A 17,558-nucleotide genomic window follows, 5' to 3' on the forward strand; every position below is an offset into this window, starting at 1 on the left:
TGAAGATGAATTCATAACAATCTCACCACGCAGTCGCCGCCCCCCTTTCCACTCTCGGCTTGACCTTGCCCCTGCGACAACCGGAAGGATCTTTCCCATGACCGAATACACGATTGGCGATGCAGCAGATTTCTTGGGAGTGACGCCCAAAGCCCTGCGCCACTGGGATTCCATCGGGCTCCTCACCCCGCAGTGGCGCACACTGGGCGACTACCGGCTCTACACCGAAGACGATCTGCGCATTGGTGCGACCATCGTGCTGTACCGGAACATGGGCTTCAAACTGGCGGACATACCCGACCTAATCGATGCCCCTTCCGAGGCAGCGCTGGATCGTGCACTCCGAACCCACCGAGCTGCGCTGACGCAAAAGCTCGACCAGGTGAAGAGCCAATTGCGTGCGGTCAGTGACCTAATAGATACAACGCAAGTGAAGGGATACACCATGGAACAAATGAACAAGATCAAGAAGTACTTCGGCGAAGACATGCCTGCCTATCAGGAGGAAGCACGCGAGCGTTGGGGGGACACTCCCGAGTACCAGCAGGCTCAAGAGAAGCTGAATTCGCTGGGCGATGAAGATTTTCAGGAAATCAAGGACGACCACGACCGCTTCGTGGCTGAACTTGTTACCGCCCGAGATGCGGGCGTCGCGCCCGAAAGCGACAAGGCACAAGCTCTGGTCGAGCAGCACCGCGCAACGATCAACCAGTGGTATGACGTCACTACGTCGCGCCAGCTGATTCTGGCTCGGATGTATGTCAGCGATGAGCGTTTCGCCGATACCTACCAAGGTGCTCAGGAATACCTGCTGTCCCTGGTGGAATACCGCGCACAGCAAGAGGGAATCACGAACCCTAGCTGGGATGACTAGCTGCGGCACCTAACCGAGCTTGTTTGGCGCCGGAGCTACACGGGGGTTGCTACGATTGCGCCATGAAAGGCTACCGCACCGGAGAACACGCACTGGCTATCTACTTATCCTCCATCGCAGGATTCGTAGATACGCTGGGGTTCTTGTACCTGGGCGGATACTTCCTTTCGTTTATGTCGGGTAACACCACGCGCCTGACGGCGGCAGTAAACGCGGGGAAATGGGAGGTTGCTGCGACAGCGGGCGGCGTGATGGTGCTGTTCTTGGTCGGCGTGGGAATTGGGGCTCTGATCAGCCAACTGGGACATCGGCACTTGCCACGCACGCGCACTCGTGAGGCGATCCTGTTGTTTATTTGTGCAACCTCCACTCTCGCATCGGTGATGGTACTAACGGGGCACGAGCAGCTGGCGGTGTACAGTCTGTCGTTCACCGTGGGTGCGATGAACTCTACGTTCGAACGCGATGGCGAGGTAAGCATCTCGCTGACATATATGACCGGCACGCTGGTGAAGATGTCGCAGCGATTCGTGGCCGCTTTGTTCGGCGGTCCTCACATCGACTGGATACGCTACTTCGCCCTCTGGTTGGCGCTGGCGTGCGGCGCATTGCTCGGTGGCTGGATGTATGTCCAGGTGGGTCTGCACGCGGTGCTGGTGGTGACGGGCATGCTGTACGCGGGAACGGCAACGGCGCTGGCGTACCGCCAATGGCGGCGCAACCGTGGGCTGGCGGTTTAGCGCTAGTGGACTAGAGCTCCCAGGGGTTCAAATATTGCACACCCATCGGTTCAAAGTCCTTTTCATTTCGAGTCACGATTGTCAGCCCATGCACACGCGCGGTAGCAGCAATAAATAGATCAGCCTGGGGCCGCGGATCCGGAACATTCATATTGGCCGCCTCTATAGCCACTCGCTCATCAAGAGGAAGAACTCGGCCTTCGAACAGCGGAAGTAAACCCTGAGTGAACCACTTCTGCAGCCGCTGCCCCTGCACAGGATCGGTGTGATTCTTTCGGGAGATACCTAACTTGAGCTCATAGATAGTGATCGCAGAGAGAAATTGGCTGTGCAAGATCTGCGCATTAACCCACTCAAACACCCTGGGATTTACTTTCCCGGGCGGCTTCCGGAGTTCGCTAACCACATTCGTATCGAGCAGGTAGTTCATAGCTCGGGCACCCGCGGCTCGAAGTCCATCCTTACATCCTCGAGGTCAATGTCCTCTTCCATTTGCAACCGCGAAACCCAGCCTTCATTCGAGCCGGAGATCTTCCTGTAGTCATCAATGGAAAGCAATACGAAGGCCGGCTCACCTCGATCAGTAATAACAACGGGTCCCTCACTAGCCTTCCTTTTCGCGTAACTCACATCCTGATTGAACTCACGCGCACTCACGCTAGTCATGAGAACCCTCCTTTTGTAGCAACGTACCTACATTCTAACTAACCAGCCAACACTTTTCAATACCCACAGTTAGAAACGCCCTGCTTTTATCTTGACGACACATTGTTGCTAAAGGCTGTGTGGCGACTGATCAACCGCTCACCTCCCCAACCCCAACCTCAGGGATTTTCATCATGTTTCTAGCCTTGCGCGAAATGCTTTTTGCGCGCACCCGATTCCTTCTCATGAGCGTCGTCTTGGCGCTCATATCCTTGCTGGTCGTCATCATCTCCGACCTCACAGCCGGATTGGTTAACGACGGTGTTTCCGGCCTGAAGGCAATGGATAGTGACGTCATCGCTTTCGCCGATGGCCCCCAGACGGACTCCGCTTTCACCCGCTACATCGTCAACGTCGACGCAGCCTACCTGCCCCTCGACGTCTGGCAGGAAATCCACGCTGGCGCATGTAAGGGCGAAGAGATAAGCCCGTAGGCGTACAAGGAAATCTCCGTCATCGTCGGTGCACTCATCGCCGTCGGCCTCGAAAGCTTCCTGGAAACCACGGCCATGCCCTACGCCACCGAACTCGGATCCGTCCTCAGCGGCAGCGCGATCCTCTTCGTATCTAGCCTGATCGGCGCGTTGATTGCCGTCGTCCGCGTCACCCGCACCAACCCACTTGCAGCCCTAGGAGAGAACCGATGAGCCCCGCCTCGCATCTTCCCGCCCCGCACGTTCCGGCCCTGGAACTTAAAGACGTCACGGTGACCTACAGTACTACTTCGCTTTAGGGATCAATGCAGCCCACGTAGGCGTACCAAATACCACTGATACGGAGATCTCACAGGCATGACCATAACTTCGGCCCAGCTTGACGCTGTCATTGCCGCAACCCGCCACATCCCCGAATCAAACTTCACCGCCTACCGCGGTGGTTACCCCCAGGAGATCAGCACAGCCCTTATCGATGCTGTGTTCTCAATCCAGGCCCAATACGACTCCGCTACACCTGGCAAAGGCGTCAGGAACCGCGTGCAGGCCTTCCGTTCCGCGAACCCGAGTGCGATTAATAATCTGTCGGCACTGATCGACTTGGGCACTGAACACGTAGTGCAGATGATAGGGAAGGGAAAACCGGACGCCGCTTGAAAGCGGGGGCAGTACTTGAGGCTGCTGCCGGATACGTGGCTATCGGGGTGAACAATGCCACACGTCGATTGCCTCCGAGTATGCCTGGCTCGAGATATGAGGAAAGTCCGGGGAGTTCGCATCTCTTTCACGGCACGTCGCATCGCACCCCTCTCCCGGCCGCTCGCCTATTCCATATATAAGAAGAACAGATATAGCGCTGAATAGACTGTCGACAAACAGCCATGCAGAATAATTTCAGGAATCTTCCTGCATATTTACAAGATTTCCCAACTATTCAACCATTTTTCATCCCCAAAGGAACTATCTTGCGCTAAGTTCATTTCTAACCATTCACCACAGCGAAAGATGACCCAACATGGCCAGACCATCTCGCACTATCACCACTCTCCTATTCGCCCTCACCCTCGGCATCGGCTTCACCCCCACCGTGCAAGCTCAGCCCGCACAACCACCAGCAGCCGCCAGCACACCAGCCGACAACAACGCCGATTACGTCGCACCCGGGCGCGAAGATCTCGAACCGGCAGAACCAGGCTTCGACGACAACAACGTAGATAACCAAGCGGGCAAAAACTGGCACCCCACCATCAACCCCAAAAGCAAAGTCATCCCAGGACAGATGCGTTCCGATAAAGAAGAAATCCCTGGTGGTTTCACCAAAGAACAGGCCAACCGCGCCGAGGTCCAAGAAGCTAAAGAACAGGCCACACAGGCACGCTCTGGGATCCAGACTTTTGCCGTTGTCGATACGTGCCGAACGTACTGGCCCAGCCCGTTCAAGGTCTGCGGAAAGATCCGCGAAAAGTACGACTCCCTCGGCGGACCACAAAGCTTCCTAACCTGGCCAAAATCCGACGAACTGAAGGTTCCCGATGGCGTGGGGCGCCGCAACGAGTTCGTCAACGGATTCATCTACTGGCACCCTAATACCGGTGCTCATTCGATCACCACGCACTTCTCTGTCGCTTGGGCACGTATCGGATGGGAACGTGGACCGCTAGGTTACCCCACCACTGACGAATTTGGCCTGTCTGGCAGTATCGGGCGTAAGCAATCCTTCGAGCACGGCCACATCTACGGCTCATTGGCAGGACTGGCCACAATCCACGGGGCGATCTACGACAAGTGGGTGCAAACCGGGGCAGAAAAAGGCCCGCTTGGCTACCCCACAGGTGATGAAACAAAAACCCCTGACGGCATCGGACGGTTCCATAACTTCACCCGCGGGAAGATCTACTGGCACCCACAATATGGAGCACATAGCGTTGTGGGAGCACAGCAGTTGATCTGGGAAGCGAGCGGACGTGAGCAAGGTATCTATGGATACCCTACTTCCGAACAATTTTTGGACAGTAAAGGAAATGTTGTTCAAAACTTCTCAAAAAGTCGACTGGATCTAAGTGTGTACCTAGGAAACACCGCCACTACACGAGTGGGAGAGAAGCTACTTAACGATAAACTAGTTGCTCTTTATCCTGAGTTGGCTAGTGGGGGGAATGTGGAGATAGGCGCACGAAATGACCTTGTCGCCAATGCAGAAACTAGAGATTCTCGTGTAGTGGGCGGAAAAGAGGTAGTGACAATCATTCCAGTCCCTAGCTACTATGTATATGACTGGCATAGAGGAAATCTAAACGACTACTGCACATCTAGCCCTGATGAATACTCTGGAGGAGTAAAGAATGCAGATTTCAGAGGACCTTGCGCTATTCATGATATGTGCTACCAGGCAGTTTCTCGAGGAGAAAGGACCCAATCATTTTGTGATGAAAGGTTCCACTCGCAGCTATTGCTAACCTGCGAAGGCGTATACTCACAATACAGTGTAGATAGGTATCGGTGCGGAAATGTAGCCCAGGTTTACTATCAAGTCGTAAAGAATGCTCCTCATGATTTTTAAGGAATAATTAATTTGATAAAGCGCATTCTTTTCTTGCCGATCATTGAACTTATTCTTATTTCTCTGTCCTTGTTTGGCTTATCAAGATGGATCATAATGCCTTTTTATGACCCATCTTACGGTACGGAGAGCCAGTTTTTTGATTCCTTCAATCAATCTCTTGTAATAATCTCGGCAATTTCTGCCCTTTTGGGCATTTTTCTTGCGGTAATTGCCCCAAATAAAATCGCTACAGGGTGGGCGATCATTGCCGCTGGAGCGGTGGCTGTCGTACTTGTTAAAAGCATGGCAGACAATAGCCCTAACATTGGCGGAGGTCTCATATTTTTAGTCGGCGAAGTCCTCCTGTTGGCAGGGTTCTCCATGGTCGTTAGGTTCTATTTGATCTCTCTATTAAGATAATCCATACTGTTTGACTACTGCTATAATAGGTCAGATTATCCAAGTCCGCTATCGATATGATCGACCTGACCATGGTCTCCTTAAGCCAAATCCGTAGTTCGCGTTGGCTTGCCAAAGCGGCTATACAGCGTTGTTCGCCCTACCTTCAAAACGTCGTGCGACTTCCGCTTTCGGTACACCAGCATCCACCCATGCATGCGCCTGATCAACCTGCTCCGCAGTAAGCGCGCGGGCACGACCTTTGTACACCCCTCGCTCGAGCAATCCCCTCGGCTTGACGCTCCCTAATGATTGAGCGTTCAAATTCCGCCACCGAACCCAGCAGCCCGAGCATCAGCTTGGCGATCGGGGTGGAGTCCTTCGAGTAGATCTGTCCCTCCTTGAGGAACTCCACCGACACCCCTTTGCTGACTAACTCGTCAACAATGGCATACAGATCCGTTAAGGACCGCGCGCACCGATCCATCGACGGCGACCACAAGCTGATCCCCCGCACGGACATACCGCATCGCTTCATCAAGACTAGGCCGCTTTCGTGAACCACCACTAGCCCTATCTGTGTAATAGGTGAAGACCTTCTCCGCCTTGAGTTGCTCAATCTGGCGATCAAGATTCTGATCTTTCGAGCTCACCCGGGCATAACCCACCTTTTGCCCCGAGATCACACCCAACTGTTCCGTGATCTCTAGAGGCAGTGACGGTTCTGTTCCGTTAGTCATGGAGCCAACCCTAGCCAACAGGAAATCTTGTCATTCACAAAGTGTTCGCTTGGGGTACACCGACGGTGATTCCCAGATCACCGCGTTGGACAAGGTGAACCTGACCGTCGAGCCCGGAGAGTTCGTCGCCGTCGTCGGCCCTTCCGGTTCCGGTAAGTCCACACTGCTGGCCGTTGCTGGAGCGCTGACCAACCCAGCCTCTGGCAGCGTCAAAGTCGGCGACGAAGACATCACCAAATACGATGACAAGGAACTAGCCCGCATTCGCCGGGACTACATCGGCTTCGTCTTCCAATCCTCCGGCAGCCTGCCCGGCGCCCTCACCGCCGAGGAACAACTGGAGCTCGCCGCGCGCGTCATGGGTAAACACGGTCGTTACTCTGGTGCGGAGCTTTTGGAGAAGGTTGGTATGACGCCCCGAGCTAAGCACCGCCCAGGAAGTCTGTCGGGTGGCGAACGTCAGCGGGTGGGCATCGCCCGAGCTCTCGTCGGCGCCCCACAGGTGTTGCTGGTCGATGGGCGCTTGAGCCCTACCTCCAACTAGGCATAAGACAACTAGGCAACTGGGTAACTAGACATCCAAATAGGCAGCTACGCAGGCCGAAAAGCGGGTAGTAAACTAGGGCACTATGCCGAAGATCACGGAGACGACAGTAGCCGAGCACCGCGCGGTCCAGCACCGCGCAGTGCTGGAGGCCGCCGAGCGGCTGATCGTTGCTGGCGGCGGCAAGGTTCCCTCCCTGGCAGAGGTGGCGGCCGAGGTTGGCCTGGCCCGCCCCAGCGTCTACCGCTACGTCTCCTCCCAACATGATCTGATGGTTCAGCTGCTGGTACTTAACAGCGAAACCTGGCACGACCAGCTGGAAGACAAAGTCAAGGCCGCTCCGCCAGAGCCCGAAGATCGCATCTGCGCTTACGTGGACGCGATGCTCGACCTCTTCGTTCACGGCTCCCACGGCCCGCTGATGGCCGCCGCCCAGCACTTCCCGGAGGCGTTCGCCGAGGAAAGGGTGCAGAAATCGCACGCCGGCTTCAAGGAAATCGTGGATAGCTTCTGCCCCGGTGTTTCCTCCATCGACATCGGATTGCTGAATGCGGCGGTGGTGAGGGCGTCAGAAATAGCAAAAACCCCCGAAGACCTCGAACAAGCGACGGCGACGCTGCACCACATGGCGCGCGCCATCGTGTCGAGCTAATTCGTCGAACTACCTGCCTGATTCTGCTGTTATGCCTGGGCAAGACCGGGCGGCGTTGTAGGCTTTAGGTCATGCGAAATCGCCTTGTTGCACTCTCCATTGCCGCGTTGACGGCCCTCTCGCTTGCAGCTTGTTCGGATGATGAGACTCCGCCTGAGCCGAGCACGGCTTCGTCTTCTAAGGAGTCCGAAGAAGCTTCCGCAGCCGAAGGACAGGAAGATACTTCGGAGGAAGGGCAAGAAGATGAGGCCGCAGATAACGCAGATGACAAGGCCAAAAAGCGGCCCAACCCCACAGCGCCCAGCGACCCGAAGCCCGATAAGGTCGAGCTCGCTCCGAATGAAGCAGCCCTGGAGGGCGAGCTGATGAAGGTACGTTTCAGCGACATGACCCCTCCGGAGGACTTCGCACGAGTGGCGGACATCGTGGACGATAGCGTGGTCTACTACGCGATCAAACTCGATCCGAAGAAGCCCGTGACGGCTAAGTTGGGGGCAGGCATTGGTACCCAGACCCCTGCATGGGCCATCGTTGGTAGCAGCAGTATGCCAAATGAAATGAACTGGGACTCTATGGTCGGGCGCAAAATCCGCGCTATCGCGCACCGGGATAACATGACCTTCGCGACGGACCCATCCGCTCCCCCGACGGCGGTGACGGTCGAGAACTCGGACTACAAGCCGGAGATCCTCGACTAGGGGCCGCTACGCTGAAGCAGCCTGGTATGGCCGAATATTATCGATCTCTGCTAGTGCCTTGTCCTCGGCAAGCTCAATCTCGTACTGCATCTGCAGGTTCATCCAAAACATCGGTTCGACACCAAAAAACTTGCCCAATCTCAGAGCAGTGTCAGCGGTGATTCCGCGCTTCCCGTGCACGATTTCATTGATCCGGCGCGGCGGAACCCCTATCGACACAGCCAGTTTGTGCTGAGTGATTCCAAATCCCTCAATGAAATCCTCAAGCAGAATCTCTCCAGGATGAATCGGCGGGTAAAGCTTGTTCGACATGGCACTCCTTAGTGGTAATCCTCGATGGTCATTTGTTCGGGCCCCGCACTCGTCCACCGAAAAGTGATTCTCCACTGGTCATTCACTCGAATACTGAACGTCCCCTTCCTATCACCTTTTAGAGCCTCTAGGCGATTCCCAGGAGGTACGCGAAGGGAGTCCAGGGTACTGCAGCATCGAGCTGGTGGAGCTTCTTGTTCGCCGACTTGTGGATCCGAGTATCCAGTTTCGGAACCCGCTCACGCAAAAACACCAGTTCCGTCCCTCGGTTCCCGAATGACTGGATCATGCTTCACCCTATCCCCCCATAACGTAAAGCGTCAATAACGCTAAACGTTAAACTTGAACTCCACGACGTGTCGTTGCTAAATACCCTTTACCCTATGGACATACAGTAGAAGCTGCTAGAGATTGAGTAGATACAAAAAGTAAAAAGCGATAGCTAGGATCGCAGTACAACCTTCGAGACCGCGACGACGGCTGCTACCGTAGGCCTCGTTGCCTAACTGACACCAACGCCGTGTCCACTACTCGGGGGACACCCCCAACATTAATGCTGCCCTGCCGGCAGACCAGGGCGGCCGTGTGAGTATCGGACAATAATGCGTAGTCCTCCAAGGGTCTGGACACAGGGGCTTTCCCCTTTCCTCAGTGGTGCGACCAGAGGGAGTAGAAACATCCACCCCGGTGCACCCGCTGCGGTGACAACGACCCATCGCCCGCAGCAGGTGGCAATCGTCACGGTTATCCCTCTTTTTCAGATTCCTGTCCTCGGGATCAGAAAAAGACGGGGACCTGTCATAGGTCAGTGAGCATTTGCTGCATCTGGGCGATCTCGGCCTCCTGGTCGTTGATAATTTGTTCGGCCAGGGTGGTTGCATGGGGATTCTGGCCGTCAGCCACCTCGTCACGGGCCATGTCGACCGCACCTTCGTGGTGGGCGGTCATCTGCTCCAGGTAAAGGCGGGCGGCGCCGGTGCCCTGGGCTTCCTCAAGGGCTGTCATGTCCTCCTGGCTCATCATCCCGCTCATGCCACCCATCTCGCCGTGATCCATTCCACCTATCTCATCCATGGTCCCCATGCCCCAGAGTCGGTGACCGGCTGCTGGCCCCAGGCCTCGAGCATGGCGTTCATCCGGTCAATCTCCGGTCCCTGGGCGTCAATAACCCCCTGGGCAAACTCCACGACCTGGGCGGGGATGCCCTCCTTGGCCAGGAGCATCTCACTCATTTCCACGGTCTGCTTGTGATGGGGGATCATCATCTGGGCAAACATGATGTCCGCGTCGTTGTGATCGGCGGAGATCTCCCCGTCCTCCTCAGTCGCCGCCCTGGTGGTCTCGGTCGTCTCAGCGGTAGTCGTCACAGTGCTGGTGGCCGAGGTGGTGGCGTCGGTGTTGCCTGAGTCGGTGGCCTCACCGCAGGCGGCCAGCGCCAGGGTGGAGGCTACGGCGAGAGCGGAAAGAACAAGGGTGCGCTTTATGGTGGAGCCCTTTCAGGGTCATATGGGGTCAGTGGAGAGAAGTGATGGATCAGTGGACGGCGGTGGATTTCGGAGTAGGCGTGGTGTGTTACTCCTTCGGACTGGTGGGAGCCAGGTGGGCCGGGTCCAGATCAATCCGGCGCAACAGCTGGGCGTTCAGGGCCACCACGATGGTCGAGGCAGACATCAAGATCGCGCCCACGGCCGGGGACAGCACGAACCCGATCGAGGCGAGCACTCCGGCAGCCAACGGCACGGCGAGGATGTTGTAGCCAGAGGCCCAGATCAGGTTCTGGATCATCTTGCGATAGCTGGCCTGGGACAGCTCAATCATCGACAGCACTGCCCGCGGGTCATCACTGGCTAGGACTACCCCGGCAGATTCCATGGCCACATCCGTGCCGGCACCGATGGCGATACCGACGTCCGCGCGGGTCAGAGCGGGGGCGTCATTGACACCGTCACCGACCATGGCCACGCTCAAACCCCGGTCCTGCAGCTGCGTGACCTTGGTGTCTTTGTCCTGGGGCAGGACCTCGGCGAAGACCTCATCAATGCCTAAGTCCTGACCGACGGCGTGGGCCACCTGCTGGGCGTCGCCAGTGATCATCGCGACCTTCACCCCGCGATCCTGCAGGGCTTTCACCGCGGCGCGGGATTCGGGGCGGATCTTGTCCTCGACGGCCACCGCACCGATAATCTGACCGTCGCGGACAATATGGAGCACACCGGCCCCACGCCCGGTCCAGGCGCTGGTGGTGTCGCTGAGCTCGGCCGGGGTGGTGAGGTTGAACTCGCGCAGCATGTTCGGCCCGCCCACGAGGATCTCAGCGCCATCGACAGTGGCCCGGATCCCCCGGCCGGAGGCGGCGCTGAAACCAGTTGCACGGATTTGCCGACGGGAGGCCTCGGGATGGGCGGCCGCGGCCGCCACGATGGCGCGGGCCACGGGGTGCTCGCTGTCGGCCTCCGCGGCGGCGGCCAGGGCTAGCAGCTCGCCCTCGGTGACGCCGACAGCTGCCGCGACACCGGTGACCGCGTGCGCACCCTCGGTCAGGGTGCCGGTTTTGTCGAAGAGCACCACGTCGATGGTGCGCATCTGCTCGAGCGCCATCCGGTCCTTGATGAGGACCCCGGATTTCGCGGCCCGCTCGCTGGAGATCGCAATGACCAGCGGAATCGCCAGGCCCAGGGCATGCGGGCAGGCGATGACCAGCACCGTGACCGTGCGCACCACGGCATCGTCCGGGCTACCGATAATGGTCCACACCACCGCGGTGATCAGAGCGGAGATCAGCGCGAACCAGAACAACAACGCCGCCGCCCGATCCGCCAGGGCCTGGGCCCGGGAGGAGGACTCCTGGGCGTCAGCAACCATGCGTTGGATCCCGGCCAGGGCGGTGTCCCCGCCGGTAGCCTCCACCCGGATGCGGACGGTGTTGTCGGTGGCCACAGTACCGGCGACCACCTTGTCACCGGTGTCGCGGAAGACGGGACGGGATTCGCCGGTGATCATCGCCTCATCGAATTCGGCGGCTCCGTCGAGGATGGTTCCGTCGGCCGGCACCCGGGCACCGGCCCTCACCAGCACGACGTCGTCGACGACCAGCTCGGAGATGGCCACGGTGCGGGTGGTCCCGTCGATGACCTTCTCGGCCTCATCCGGCAGCAGGGCAGCCAGCGCATCAAGCGCGGAGGACGCGGCCCCGAGAGCGGACATCTCCAGCCAGTGGCCCAGCAGCATGATGGTCACCAGCAGGGCTAGCTCCCACCAGAAGTCCAGGTCAAAACCGCCCAGCCCCAGAGTGGTGACCCAGGAGGCGACAAACGCCACGGTGATGGCCATGGCGATCAGGAGCATCATCCCGGGTTGGCGGGATTTCAGTTCTTTCCATCCGCCCTTGAGGAAAGGCGTTCCGCCGTAGACGAAAATGATCGTGCCCAGCACCGGGGGGATCCAGGTGGATCCGGGGAATGCCGGGAGGTGGTAGCCGAGCAGGTGGGCGACCATGGGGCTGAAAATAACGACGGGAATGGACAGAATCAGAGACCACCAGAAGCGGTCCCGAAACATTGCGGTGCTGTGTCCGGCGTGTTCGCCGTGACCATGAACGTGGTGGTCATCATCCAGGGCGGAGTGCGGGTGATCGTGGGGCATCGCCTGGCCGTGGATGTCGGCATCCGCGTGGTGTTCGTGGCTGACATGATCCGGGTGGTGGGTGTGGTCTGCTTCCGGAGCGGGGTGATCACCATGGTGATCACCGAAATGGTGAGGAGTGCTCATGACGTTCCTTTCGCTTAACCCGGTCGGGGTCGAGATGATGGGTAAAACTGATCAGGATAAGACGGTGTAGCCGGCCTCCTCGATGGCCCGGCGAACCATCTCCGGAGGTACGACACCGGTGACCGTGACGGTGGAAACACCACCAGCAGCGAGATCAATCTGGACGTCGTCGACCTGAGGGAGAGCCTGAAGGGCCTGGGTCACGCTTTTCGCGCAGTGCCCGCAGGTCAGGCCGGTGACCTGGAAGCTGGGGGAGGACCCTCCTGCTGACGAGTCGCTGGCGGCAGGGATGGAGGCAGTGTCGGCACGTGAGGCAGGTCCGCAACAGCTGCAGCCGTGGGAGGCCATCGGCAATAGGCGGGGCGGGGAGGTGATCATGGGAAAGCTCCTACGAGTCGGTGGGGTGCGGCGATGCCGCTCTCTAGCATATACCCCCGGGGGGTATATTTTCAGTATACCCTCCCGGGGTATATTTTCAATGGGTGGAGGGCACGGACCTCACGTGGGGCAGGGTGTGGTCACCGAGCAGCCTCCTCACTGTCGGGAGGGGACAGCGGGAGGCGGAGGGCAAACACCGCTCCGCGACCGGGTCCGGGGGAGGTGGCGGTGAGAGTGCCGCCGTGGGCCTCGATCAATGCCTTGGAGATGGTCAGACCGATACCGGCCCCGCCGTCGTCCCGGCTGCGGGCGGCATCCCCCCGGTAGAAGCGTTCGAAGATGTGTCCGAGCTGGTCAGGTGGGATGCCCTCGCCGTCATCGGCGACGTGGATGAGTGCGGTGGACGCCCCCTGTTGATAGACGCTGATCCGGACCTGCCCGCCCGCCGGGGTGTGCCGTAGCGCGTTCGAGAGGAGATTGCTCATCACCTGGCCGAAGCGTTGCCGGTCCACGAGCACCCGGGCGGTGTCCGTAATGGTCTCGACCTGTAAATCGACGCCTTTGTCAGCATAAGCTTCCCCCGCGGCAGCAGCGGCGGTATGGAGCAGATCCCCGAGCCCTTCCTCCGCCAGGTCCAAATCGATCCGGTGTTCCTGGGCCCGGGAGACATCGTCAATGTCTTCCATCAACCGGGTCAGGCGGGTGAGTTGGTCAGCCATGATCGTGTGGGTGGCATTATTCCAGTCCACGACCCCGTCCTGGAGGCCATCGAGGTAGACCGTGAGCACCGATAAGGGGGTGCCCATTTCGTGGGCCAGATCAGAGAGCATCTGGCGGCGGACCTGTTCGGTGTGTTCCAGCCGGTCGGCCATGGTGTTGAAGGCATGCGCCAGGGTGGTAACCTCGGGGCCTGCTTCTCCGACGGGCACGCGGATACGGGAGTTGCCGGCCGTCAGGCTGATAGCGGCGCGGGTGAGATCCTGCAGGGGGGTGCGCAAACGACGCGATAACCACAGGCTGGCCAGCAGGGCGCTGATCAAGGCGGTGGGCAGGGCGACGGCCAGGGTGATCAGGTTGGCGCCCCGGTAGGCCTGCTCGGCATGGAACAGCTCCAGCGAGGGGTCCTCCCGGCCGGTCATCAACATATGATCATGGAACAGGGTCGGACCCACCATCGTGGCCACGGCCGCGGCCACCAGCAGGCTAATCACCACGACCAACACCTGGGCGGCCAGGAAGCGGAAGGTCAGGCCGGGTCCGTGATTCATGGCTGCCTCACCCGGTAGCCCACGCCACGCACGGTGTCGATAAACCCCCGGCCCCGGGTGTCGGTGCCGAGCTTGCGACGCAAGTTGCCGATGTGGACATCGACGATGCGTTCATCACCGACCCAGGTGGTGTCCCAGACCTCGGTGATCAGGTCGTGGCGGGTCAGCACCTGGCCGGGGCGCAGGGCCAGGGCAACCAGCAGCTCGAACTCCGTGCGGGTGAGCTCCACGGTCGTCTCCCCCACCCGCACCTGATGGGCGACGGGGTCAAGGATGAGGTCACCAACGATCAAGGGGGTGGTCACCTGCGGTGGGGTGGTGCTGGTGCGCGGGCGGCGCAGCACCGCATGCACCCGGGTCACCAGTTCCCGGATGCTAAAAGGTTTGGTGATGTAGTCATCCGCCCCCAGGGTCAAACCGCTGATCTTGTCGTCCTCGCTGCCACGCGCGGTGAGCATGAGGATGTAGCAGTCCGAGAAGGTGCGGATCCGTCGGCACACCTCCAGGCCGTCGAGTTCGGGCAGCCCCAGATCCAGCACCACAACATCGGGGGAAAAGCGACGGGCCTCGTCCACGGCCTGGGTGCCGGTGTGCGCCTGGCGGGTATCGAAGCCGGCCCGGATGAGGTACGAGGCCACCATCTGAGCCAGGGGTTGTTCATCATCGACGACCAGCACCCGCCCCGGGGGCGTGGCGGTGGTCGGTGTGCGGTCAGCCATAGACCCCAGTATCGCTCCGGCCAGGGGGGGAATACCACCCTCGCTCAGTGCCCGGCGGGGAAATCTTCATCAAATCTTCAAACATCACCCTTCGACCGCCGTCACCCCTGTGCCCCACCCCGGGCCGGCGGCATCGCCTCCCCCTGGTCGGTTCAGCAGGCGCCACCAGGGATTTCACTGCCTGCACCGCATACCCGGGGCGGGTAGAGGGACATCGCCCACGGCAGTGGGGTGGTGTCCCGGTGGTGACCCAGCCCACCGAATCCACCCCTTTTCGCCCTGTTATAAGGCTGTGAGCAGGGTTTTTGATTTCTAGCCCGTCAGGCACCCGTGCTAGATAAAAGTATGACATCGACCTTGAGGCGGTGTCTTCTCACGGCCTTACCACGATCCAAGGAGATTGACGTGAAACGAGCAGCGATCGCAGCCGCCGCCCTTGCCCTCGCCCTCACGGGGTGTTCGGCCGCCGACCCGGAACCCACCGCCGACGGGACGGTGTCCCAGGATACATTCCTGACTACCCATGGCCTGGCCGCCATGGACGCGGTGGAGATCATTGATCACCTCGACCGGCAGAAGGTCACTGAGCGTCCTACGGATCTGATCGCCTCAGTGCGTGCCGATGAACTGCTGCTCTCGAGCGATGACCAGGAAGTCGTGGTCGATCTTCCCGACAATCAGACGTATGTCTCGATCGCACCCTATCTCACCTCCACCCACGACTGCTTCTACCACAGCCTCACGACCTGCCTGGGGGAACTCGACAATGAGGATATCCAGGTCACGATCACCGATGAGGCGACCGGTGAGGTGCTGGTGGACGAGGCGACAACCACCTTCGACAACGGGTTTATTGGCTTCTGGCTTCCCGATGATGCCACCGGCCTGATTGAGGTCAGCTACCAGGGGCGTACCGGCACCACGGAGTTTTCCACCGCCGACGACGGTGCCACCTGTGTCACAGACCTGCGCCTGACGTGATGGCTCAGCAGGGTCCTCACCTGCGCCTGTCTCCCGTGTCACTGAAATCTTGCACCAAGGAAGGTTAAATCAAGATGAACGCGTTTTCCCGACGACAGTTTCTGCTCGGCGGGCTCGTCCTCGCCGGCACCGGGGCCGTGGCCGCCTGCACCAGCGACCCTGGACCCGCTGCCTCGGCACCAGGTCCCTCCCTTCGCCCCACTCCCACCCCCACTGCGCTCGGTGAGCCGACGGTGCGCCGGACACTAACCGCCCGGCCCCTCTCTCTGGATATCGGCGGCATCGAAGCCAAGACTTGGGGATACGTCTCTGACACCGGGGATGCGGCCATTGAGGCCACCGCGGGCGACGTCCTCCAGGTCGATATCACCAATGAACTGCCTGAGAGCACCTCCATCCACTGGCATGGTATCGCACTCCACAACGCAGCCGACGGTGTGCCCGGCATGACCCAGGACCCCATTGAACCTGGCGAGTCTTTCTCCTATGTTTTTGAAGTCCCCCACGGTGGCACCTACTTTTACCATTCCCACTCCGGGCTGCAGCTTGATCGCGGCCTCCACGCCCCACTGATCGTCCGTGACCCGCAAGACGCTGAGGACCAGGACGTCGAGTGGACCATCGTGCTCGACGACTGGGTCGATGGCATTCAGGGCACTCCCGACGATGAGCTCGACAAACTCACCGGAATGGGTTCAGGCGACCATAACGGGAAGAAGGGGATGGGAGGTCACGGCCAGATGATGCACGGCACCCCGGACCGGGTACTGGGCGGGGATGCCGGCGATGTGATGTATCCGCACTACCTCATCAACGGACGTATCCCCCGTGCTCACCGGACCTTCGAGGCTCGCCCGGGCGACAAGGCCCGCCTGCGGTTTATCAACTCCGGCGGTGACACCATCTTCAAGGTGGCCCTCGGTGGTCACCGCATGACCGTCACCCACACCGACGGCTTCCCCGTCCAGCCCCGGGAGACCGAATCGATCTACCTGTCGATGGGCGAGCGTGTCGACGTCGAGGTCATCCTCGGCGACGGCATCTTCCCGCTCACGGCTTTGGCGGTGGGTAAGGACGACCGCGCCTTCGCCGTCATCCGCACCGCCGGCGGCCAGGCCCCCCACCCCGATGTCGACTTCCCCGAGTTGTCGTCCACCGGACTGCTCCTGTCCTCCCTGAAGCCAGCAGACCGTGCACTCCTACCCGAGGACACACCAGACCGAGAAGTCAGCATCGACCTGGGCGGGCAGATGATGCCGTATGAATGGAGCATTCTCACCGACGGCCAATCCTCCTCCGCGACCGTGCAGGAGGGCCAGCGCCTGCGGATGGTCATGCGCAACAGGACCATGATGCCCCACCCCATGCACATCCACGGCCACACGTGGGCGCTGCCCGGCAGCGGCGGACTACGCAAGGACACCGTCCTTCTCCGCCACGGTGAAACCATGATCGCCGACCTGATCGCTGACAACCCCGGTGAGTGGGCATTTCACTGCCATAACGCCTATCACATGGAAACCGGGATGCTCAGCTCGCTTCGCTACGAGTAACCCCCACAGCAGGGTATCGAGCGAGATGCGAAGGTAAATGGCAGCACGTGTTGTTATACGACTAACACTAGCGCGCCTTAGGTTACGTTGAACTTGAACTCCACGGAGTGTCGGCGATAACTAACCATTTGATGCGCGCGTGCGGAATTAACAACGAAATACCGCTAAAACAGACAACATATGGGGTGCACAGAAACACATATAGGTTCTGCGGAAAACCTATAGGGCGCGTCGCTAAAAACCGCTGTGCG

At 59.5% G+C, this 17,558-nt stretch carries 19 protein-coding genes and 4 pseudogenes; 12 read left to right on the forward strand and 11 right to left on the reverse strand.

The features are described 5' to 3' along the window. The first annotated feature begins 97 nt into the window (after positions 1-97). The gene (locus AC06DS_RS09960) at positions 98-874 is read left to right on the forward strand and encodes a MerR family transcriptional regulator (protein ID WP_477100657.1); all 777 of its coding nucleotides are present in this window, start codon (positions 98-100) and stop codon (positions 872-874) included. Positions 875-936: 62 nt separating this feature from the next. Beyond that, a complete protein-coding gene (locus AC06DS_RS09965) occupies positions 937-1,614 on the forward strand; it encodes a YoaK family protein (RefSeq protein WP_477100658.1) in 678 nt (225 codons plus the stop codon). A gap of 10 nt (positions 1,615-1,624) precedes the next feature. Here the strand turns inward: AC06DS_RS09965 and AC06DS_RS09970 are convergent, their stop codons facing one another. Then, positions 1,625-2,044: a type II toxin-antitoxin system VapC family toxin gene (locus AC06DS_RS09970; RefSeq protein WP_293789618.1), complete on the reverse strand. Its 420-nt coding sequence runs from the start codon at positions 2,042-2,044 to the stop codon at positions 1,625-1,627. Continuing rightward, positions 2,041-2,280 (reverse strand): type II toxin-antitoxin system Phd/YefM family antitoxin, encoded by a 240-nt coding sequence (locus AC06DS_RS09975; RefSeq protein ID WP_034970922.1) that lies wholly within the window; start codon positions 2,278-2,280, stop codon positions 2,041-2,043. Before AC06DS_RS09975 ends, AC06DS_RS09970 begins: the two co-directional genes overlap by 4 nt. Before the next feature lie 173 nt (positions 2,281-2,453). Between AC06DS_RS09975 and AC06DS_RS09980 the strand changes: the two are divergent. The 4 genes and pseudogenes from AC06DS_RS09980 (at position 2,454) to AC06DS_RS09995 (ending at position 5,715) form a co-directional block, all read left to right on the forward strand. Beyond that, positions 2,454-2,966: pseudogene (locus tag AC06DS_RS09980) on the forward strand (hypothetical protein). A 144-nt stretch (positions 2,967-3,110) separates the two neighbouring features. After that, positions 3,111-3,410, forward strand: a complete 300-nt coding sequence (locus AC06DS_RS09985; RefSeq protein WP_434819699.1) for a hypothetical protein — start codon at positions 3,111-3,113, stop codon at positions 3,408-3,410. A gap of 358 nt (positions 3,411-3,768) precedes the next feature. Then, positions 3,769-5,313, forward strand: a complete 1,545-nt coding sequence (locus tag AC06DS_RS09990) for a hypothetical protein (RefSeq protein ID WP_477100659.1) — start codon at positions 3,769-3,771, stop codon at positions 5,311-5,313. A gap of 12 nt (positions 5,314-5,325) precedes the next feature. Continuing rightward, positions 5,326-5,715 (forward strand): hypothetical protein, encoded by a 390-nt coding sequence (locus tag AC06DS_RS09995; protein ID WP_408925406.1) that lies wholly within the window; start codon positions 5,326-5,328, stop codon positions 5,713-5,715. 205 nt (positions 5,716-5,920) lie between these two features. Here the strand turns inward: AC06DS_RS09995 and AC06DS_RS10000 are convergent, their stop codons facing one another. Together AC06DS_RS10000 and AC06DS_RS10005 are read right to left on the reverse strand one after the other, a co-directional pair. Then, positions 5,921-6,232 carry a recombinase family protein gene (locus tag AC06DS_RS10000; RefSeq protein WP_337955988.1) on the reverse strand — a complete coding sequence of 104 codons (312 nt, stop codon included), beginning with the start codon at positions 6,230-6,232 and terminating at the stop codon, positions 5,921-5,923. Then, positions 6,135-6,434 (reverse strand): recombinase family protein, encoded by a 300-nt coding sequence (locus tag AC06DS_RS10005; RefSeq protein WP_448307318.1) that lies wholly within the window; start codon positions 6,432-6,434, stop codon positions 6,135-6,137. The genes AC06DS_RS10000 and AC06DS_RS10005 overlap by 98 nt, the downstream gene beginning before the upstream one ends. Here AC06DS_RS10005 and AC06DS_RS10010 point away from each other — a divergent pair. The 3 genes and pseudogenes from AC06DS_RS10010 to AC06DS_RS10020 all read left to right on the forward strand — a co-directional run. Further along, positions 6,433-6,951, forward strand: a pseudogene (locus AC06DS_RS10010) (ABC transporter ATP-binding protein); the annotation flags it as partial. The gene AC06DS_RS10005 and the pseudogene AC06DS_RS10010 sit on opposite strands and share 2 nt — an antisense overlap. Before the next feature lie 112 nt (positions 6,952-7,063). Further along, complete coding sequence (locus AC06DS_RS10015) at positions 7,064-7,630, forward strand: TetR/AcrR family transcriptional regulator (RefSeq protein WP_005293183.1); 567 nt, start codon at positions 7,064-7,066, stop codon at positions 7,628-7,630. 71 nt (positions 7,631-7,701) lie between these two features. Further along, positions 7,702-8,328 carry a hypothetical protein gene (locus AC06DS_RS10020; RefSeq protein ID WP_005293185.1) on the forward strand — a complete coding sequence of 209 codons (627 nt, stop codon included), beginning with the start codon at positions 7,702-7,704 and terminating at the stop codon, positions 8,326-8,328. Positions 8,329-8,334: 6 nt separating this feature from the next. Here the strand turns inward: AC06DS_RS10020 and AC06DS_RS10025 are convergent, their stop codons facing one another. From AC06DS_RS10025 to AC06DS_RS10040, 4 genes and pseudogenes are all read right to left on the reverse strand, one after another. Next, on the reverse strand, positions 8,335-8,640 hold the full coding sequence (locus AC06DS_RS10025) for a HigA family addiction module antitoxin (protein ID WP_005293187.1): 306 nt from the start codon (positions 8,638-8,640) through the stop codon (positions 8,335-8,337). 8 nt (positions 8,641-8,648) lie between these two features. Then, positions 8,649-8,929, reverse strand: a pseudogene (locus tag AC06DS_RS10030) (type II toxin-antitoxin system RelE/ParE family toxin). Positions 8,930-9,438: 509 nt separating this feature from the next. Beyond that, positions 9,439-10,124, reverse strand: a pseudogene (locus AC06DS_RS10035) (DUF305 domain-containing protein). An 88-nt stretch (positions 10,125-10,212) separates the two neighbouring features. Next, a complete protein-coding gene (locus AC06DS_RS10040) occupies positions 10,213-12,282 on the reverse strand; it encodes a copper-translocating P-type ATPase (RefSeq protein ID WP_477100660.1) in 2,070 nt (689 codons plus the stop codon). Between AC06DS_RS10040 and AC06DS_RS10045 the strand changes: the two genes are divergently transcribed. Further along, positions 12,208-12,426 carry a hypothetical protein gene (locus AC06DS_RS10045; protein WP_477100661.1) on the forward strand — a complete coding sequence of 73 codons (219 nt, stop codon included), beginning with the start codon at positions 12,208-12,210 and terminating at the stop codon, positions 12,424-12,426. The two genes, AC06DS_RS10040 and AC06DS_RS10045, sit on opposite strands and share 75 nt — an antisense overlap. A 33-nt stretch (positions 12,427-12,459) precedes the next feature. Here the strand turns inward: AC06DS_RS10045 and AC06DS_RS10050 are convergent, their stop codons facing one another. The 3 genes from AC06DS_RS10050 to AC06DS_RS10060 form a co-directional block, all read right to left on the reverse strand. After that, entirely contained in the window at positions 12,460-12,786 is a 327-nt protein-coding gene (locus AC06DS_RS10050; protein ID WP_477100662.1) for a heavy-metal-associated domain-containing protein, read from the reverse strand. Positions 12,787-12,926: 140 nt separating this feature from the next. Further along, complete coding sequence (locus tag AC06DS_RS10055; protein WP_477100663.1) at positions 12,927-14,054, reverse strand: sensor histidine kinase; 1,128 nt, start codon at positions 14,052-14,054, stop codon at positions 12,927-12,929. Beyond that, entirely contained in the window at positions 14,051-14,773 is a 723-nt protein-coding gene (locus AC06DS_RS10060) for a response regulator transcription factor (protein ID WP_477100664.1), read from the reverse strand. Before AC06DS_RS10060 ends, AC06DS_RS10055 begins: the two co-directional genes overlap by 4 nt. Before the next feature lie 405 nt (positions 14,774-15,178). On the opposite strand from AC06DS_RS10060, the gene AC06DS_RS10065 reads away from it, so the two are divergent. Continuing rightward, positions 15,179-15,754: a CueP family metal-binding protein gene (locus AC06DS_RS10065; protein ID WP_477100665.1), complete on the forward strand. Its 576-nt coding sequence runs from the start codon at positions 15,179-15,181 to the stop codon at positions 15,752-15,754. Between the two features lie 74 nt (positions 15,755-15,828). Next, positions 15,829-17,307 carry a multicopper oxidase family protein gene (locus AC06DS_RS10070; protein ID WP_477100666.1) on the forward strand — a complete coding sequence of 493 codons (1,479 nt, stop codon included), beginning with the start codon at positions 15,829-15,831 and terminating at the stop codon, positions 17,305-17,307. The last annotated feature ends 251 nt before the right edge of the window (positions 17,308-17,558 follow it).

It is taken from the genome of Corynebacterium sp. TUM25015, from assembly GCF_056393505.1.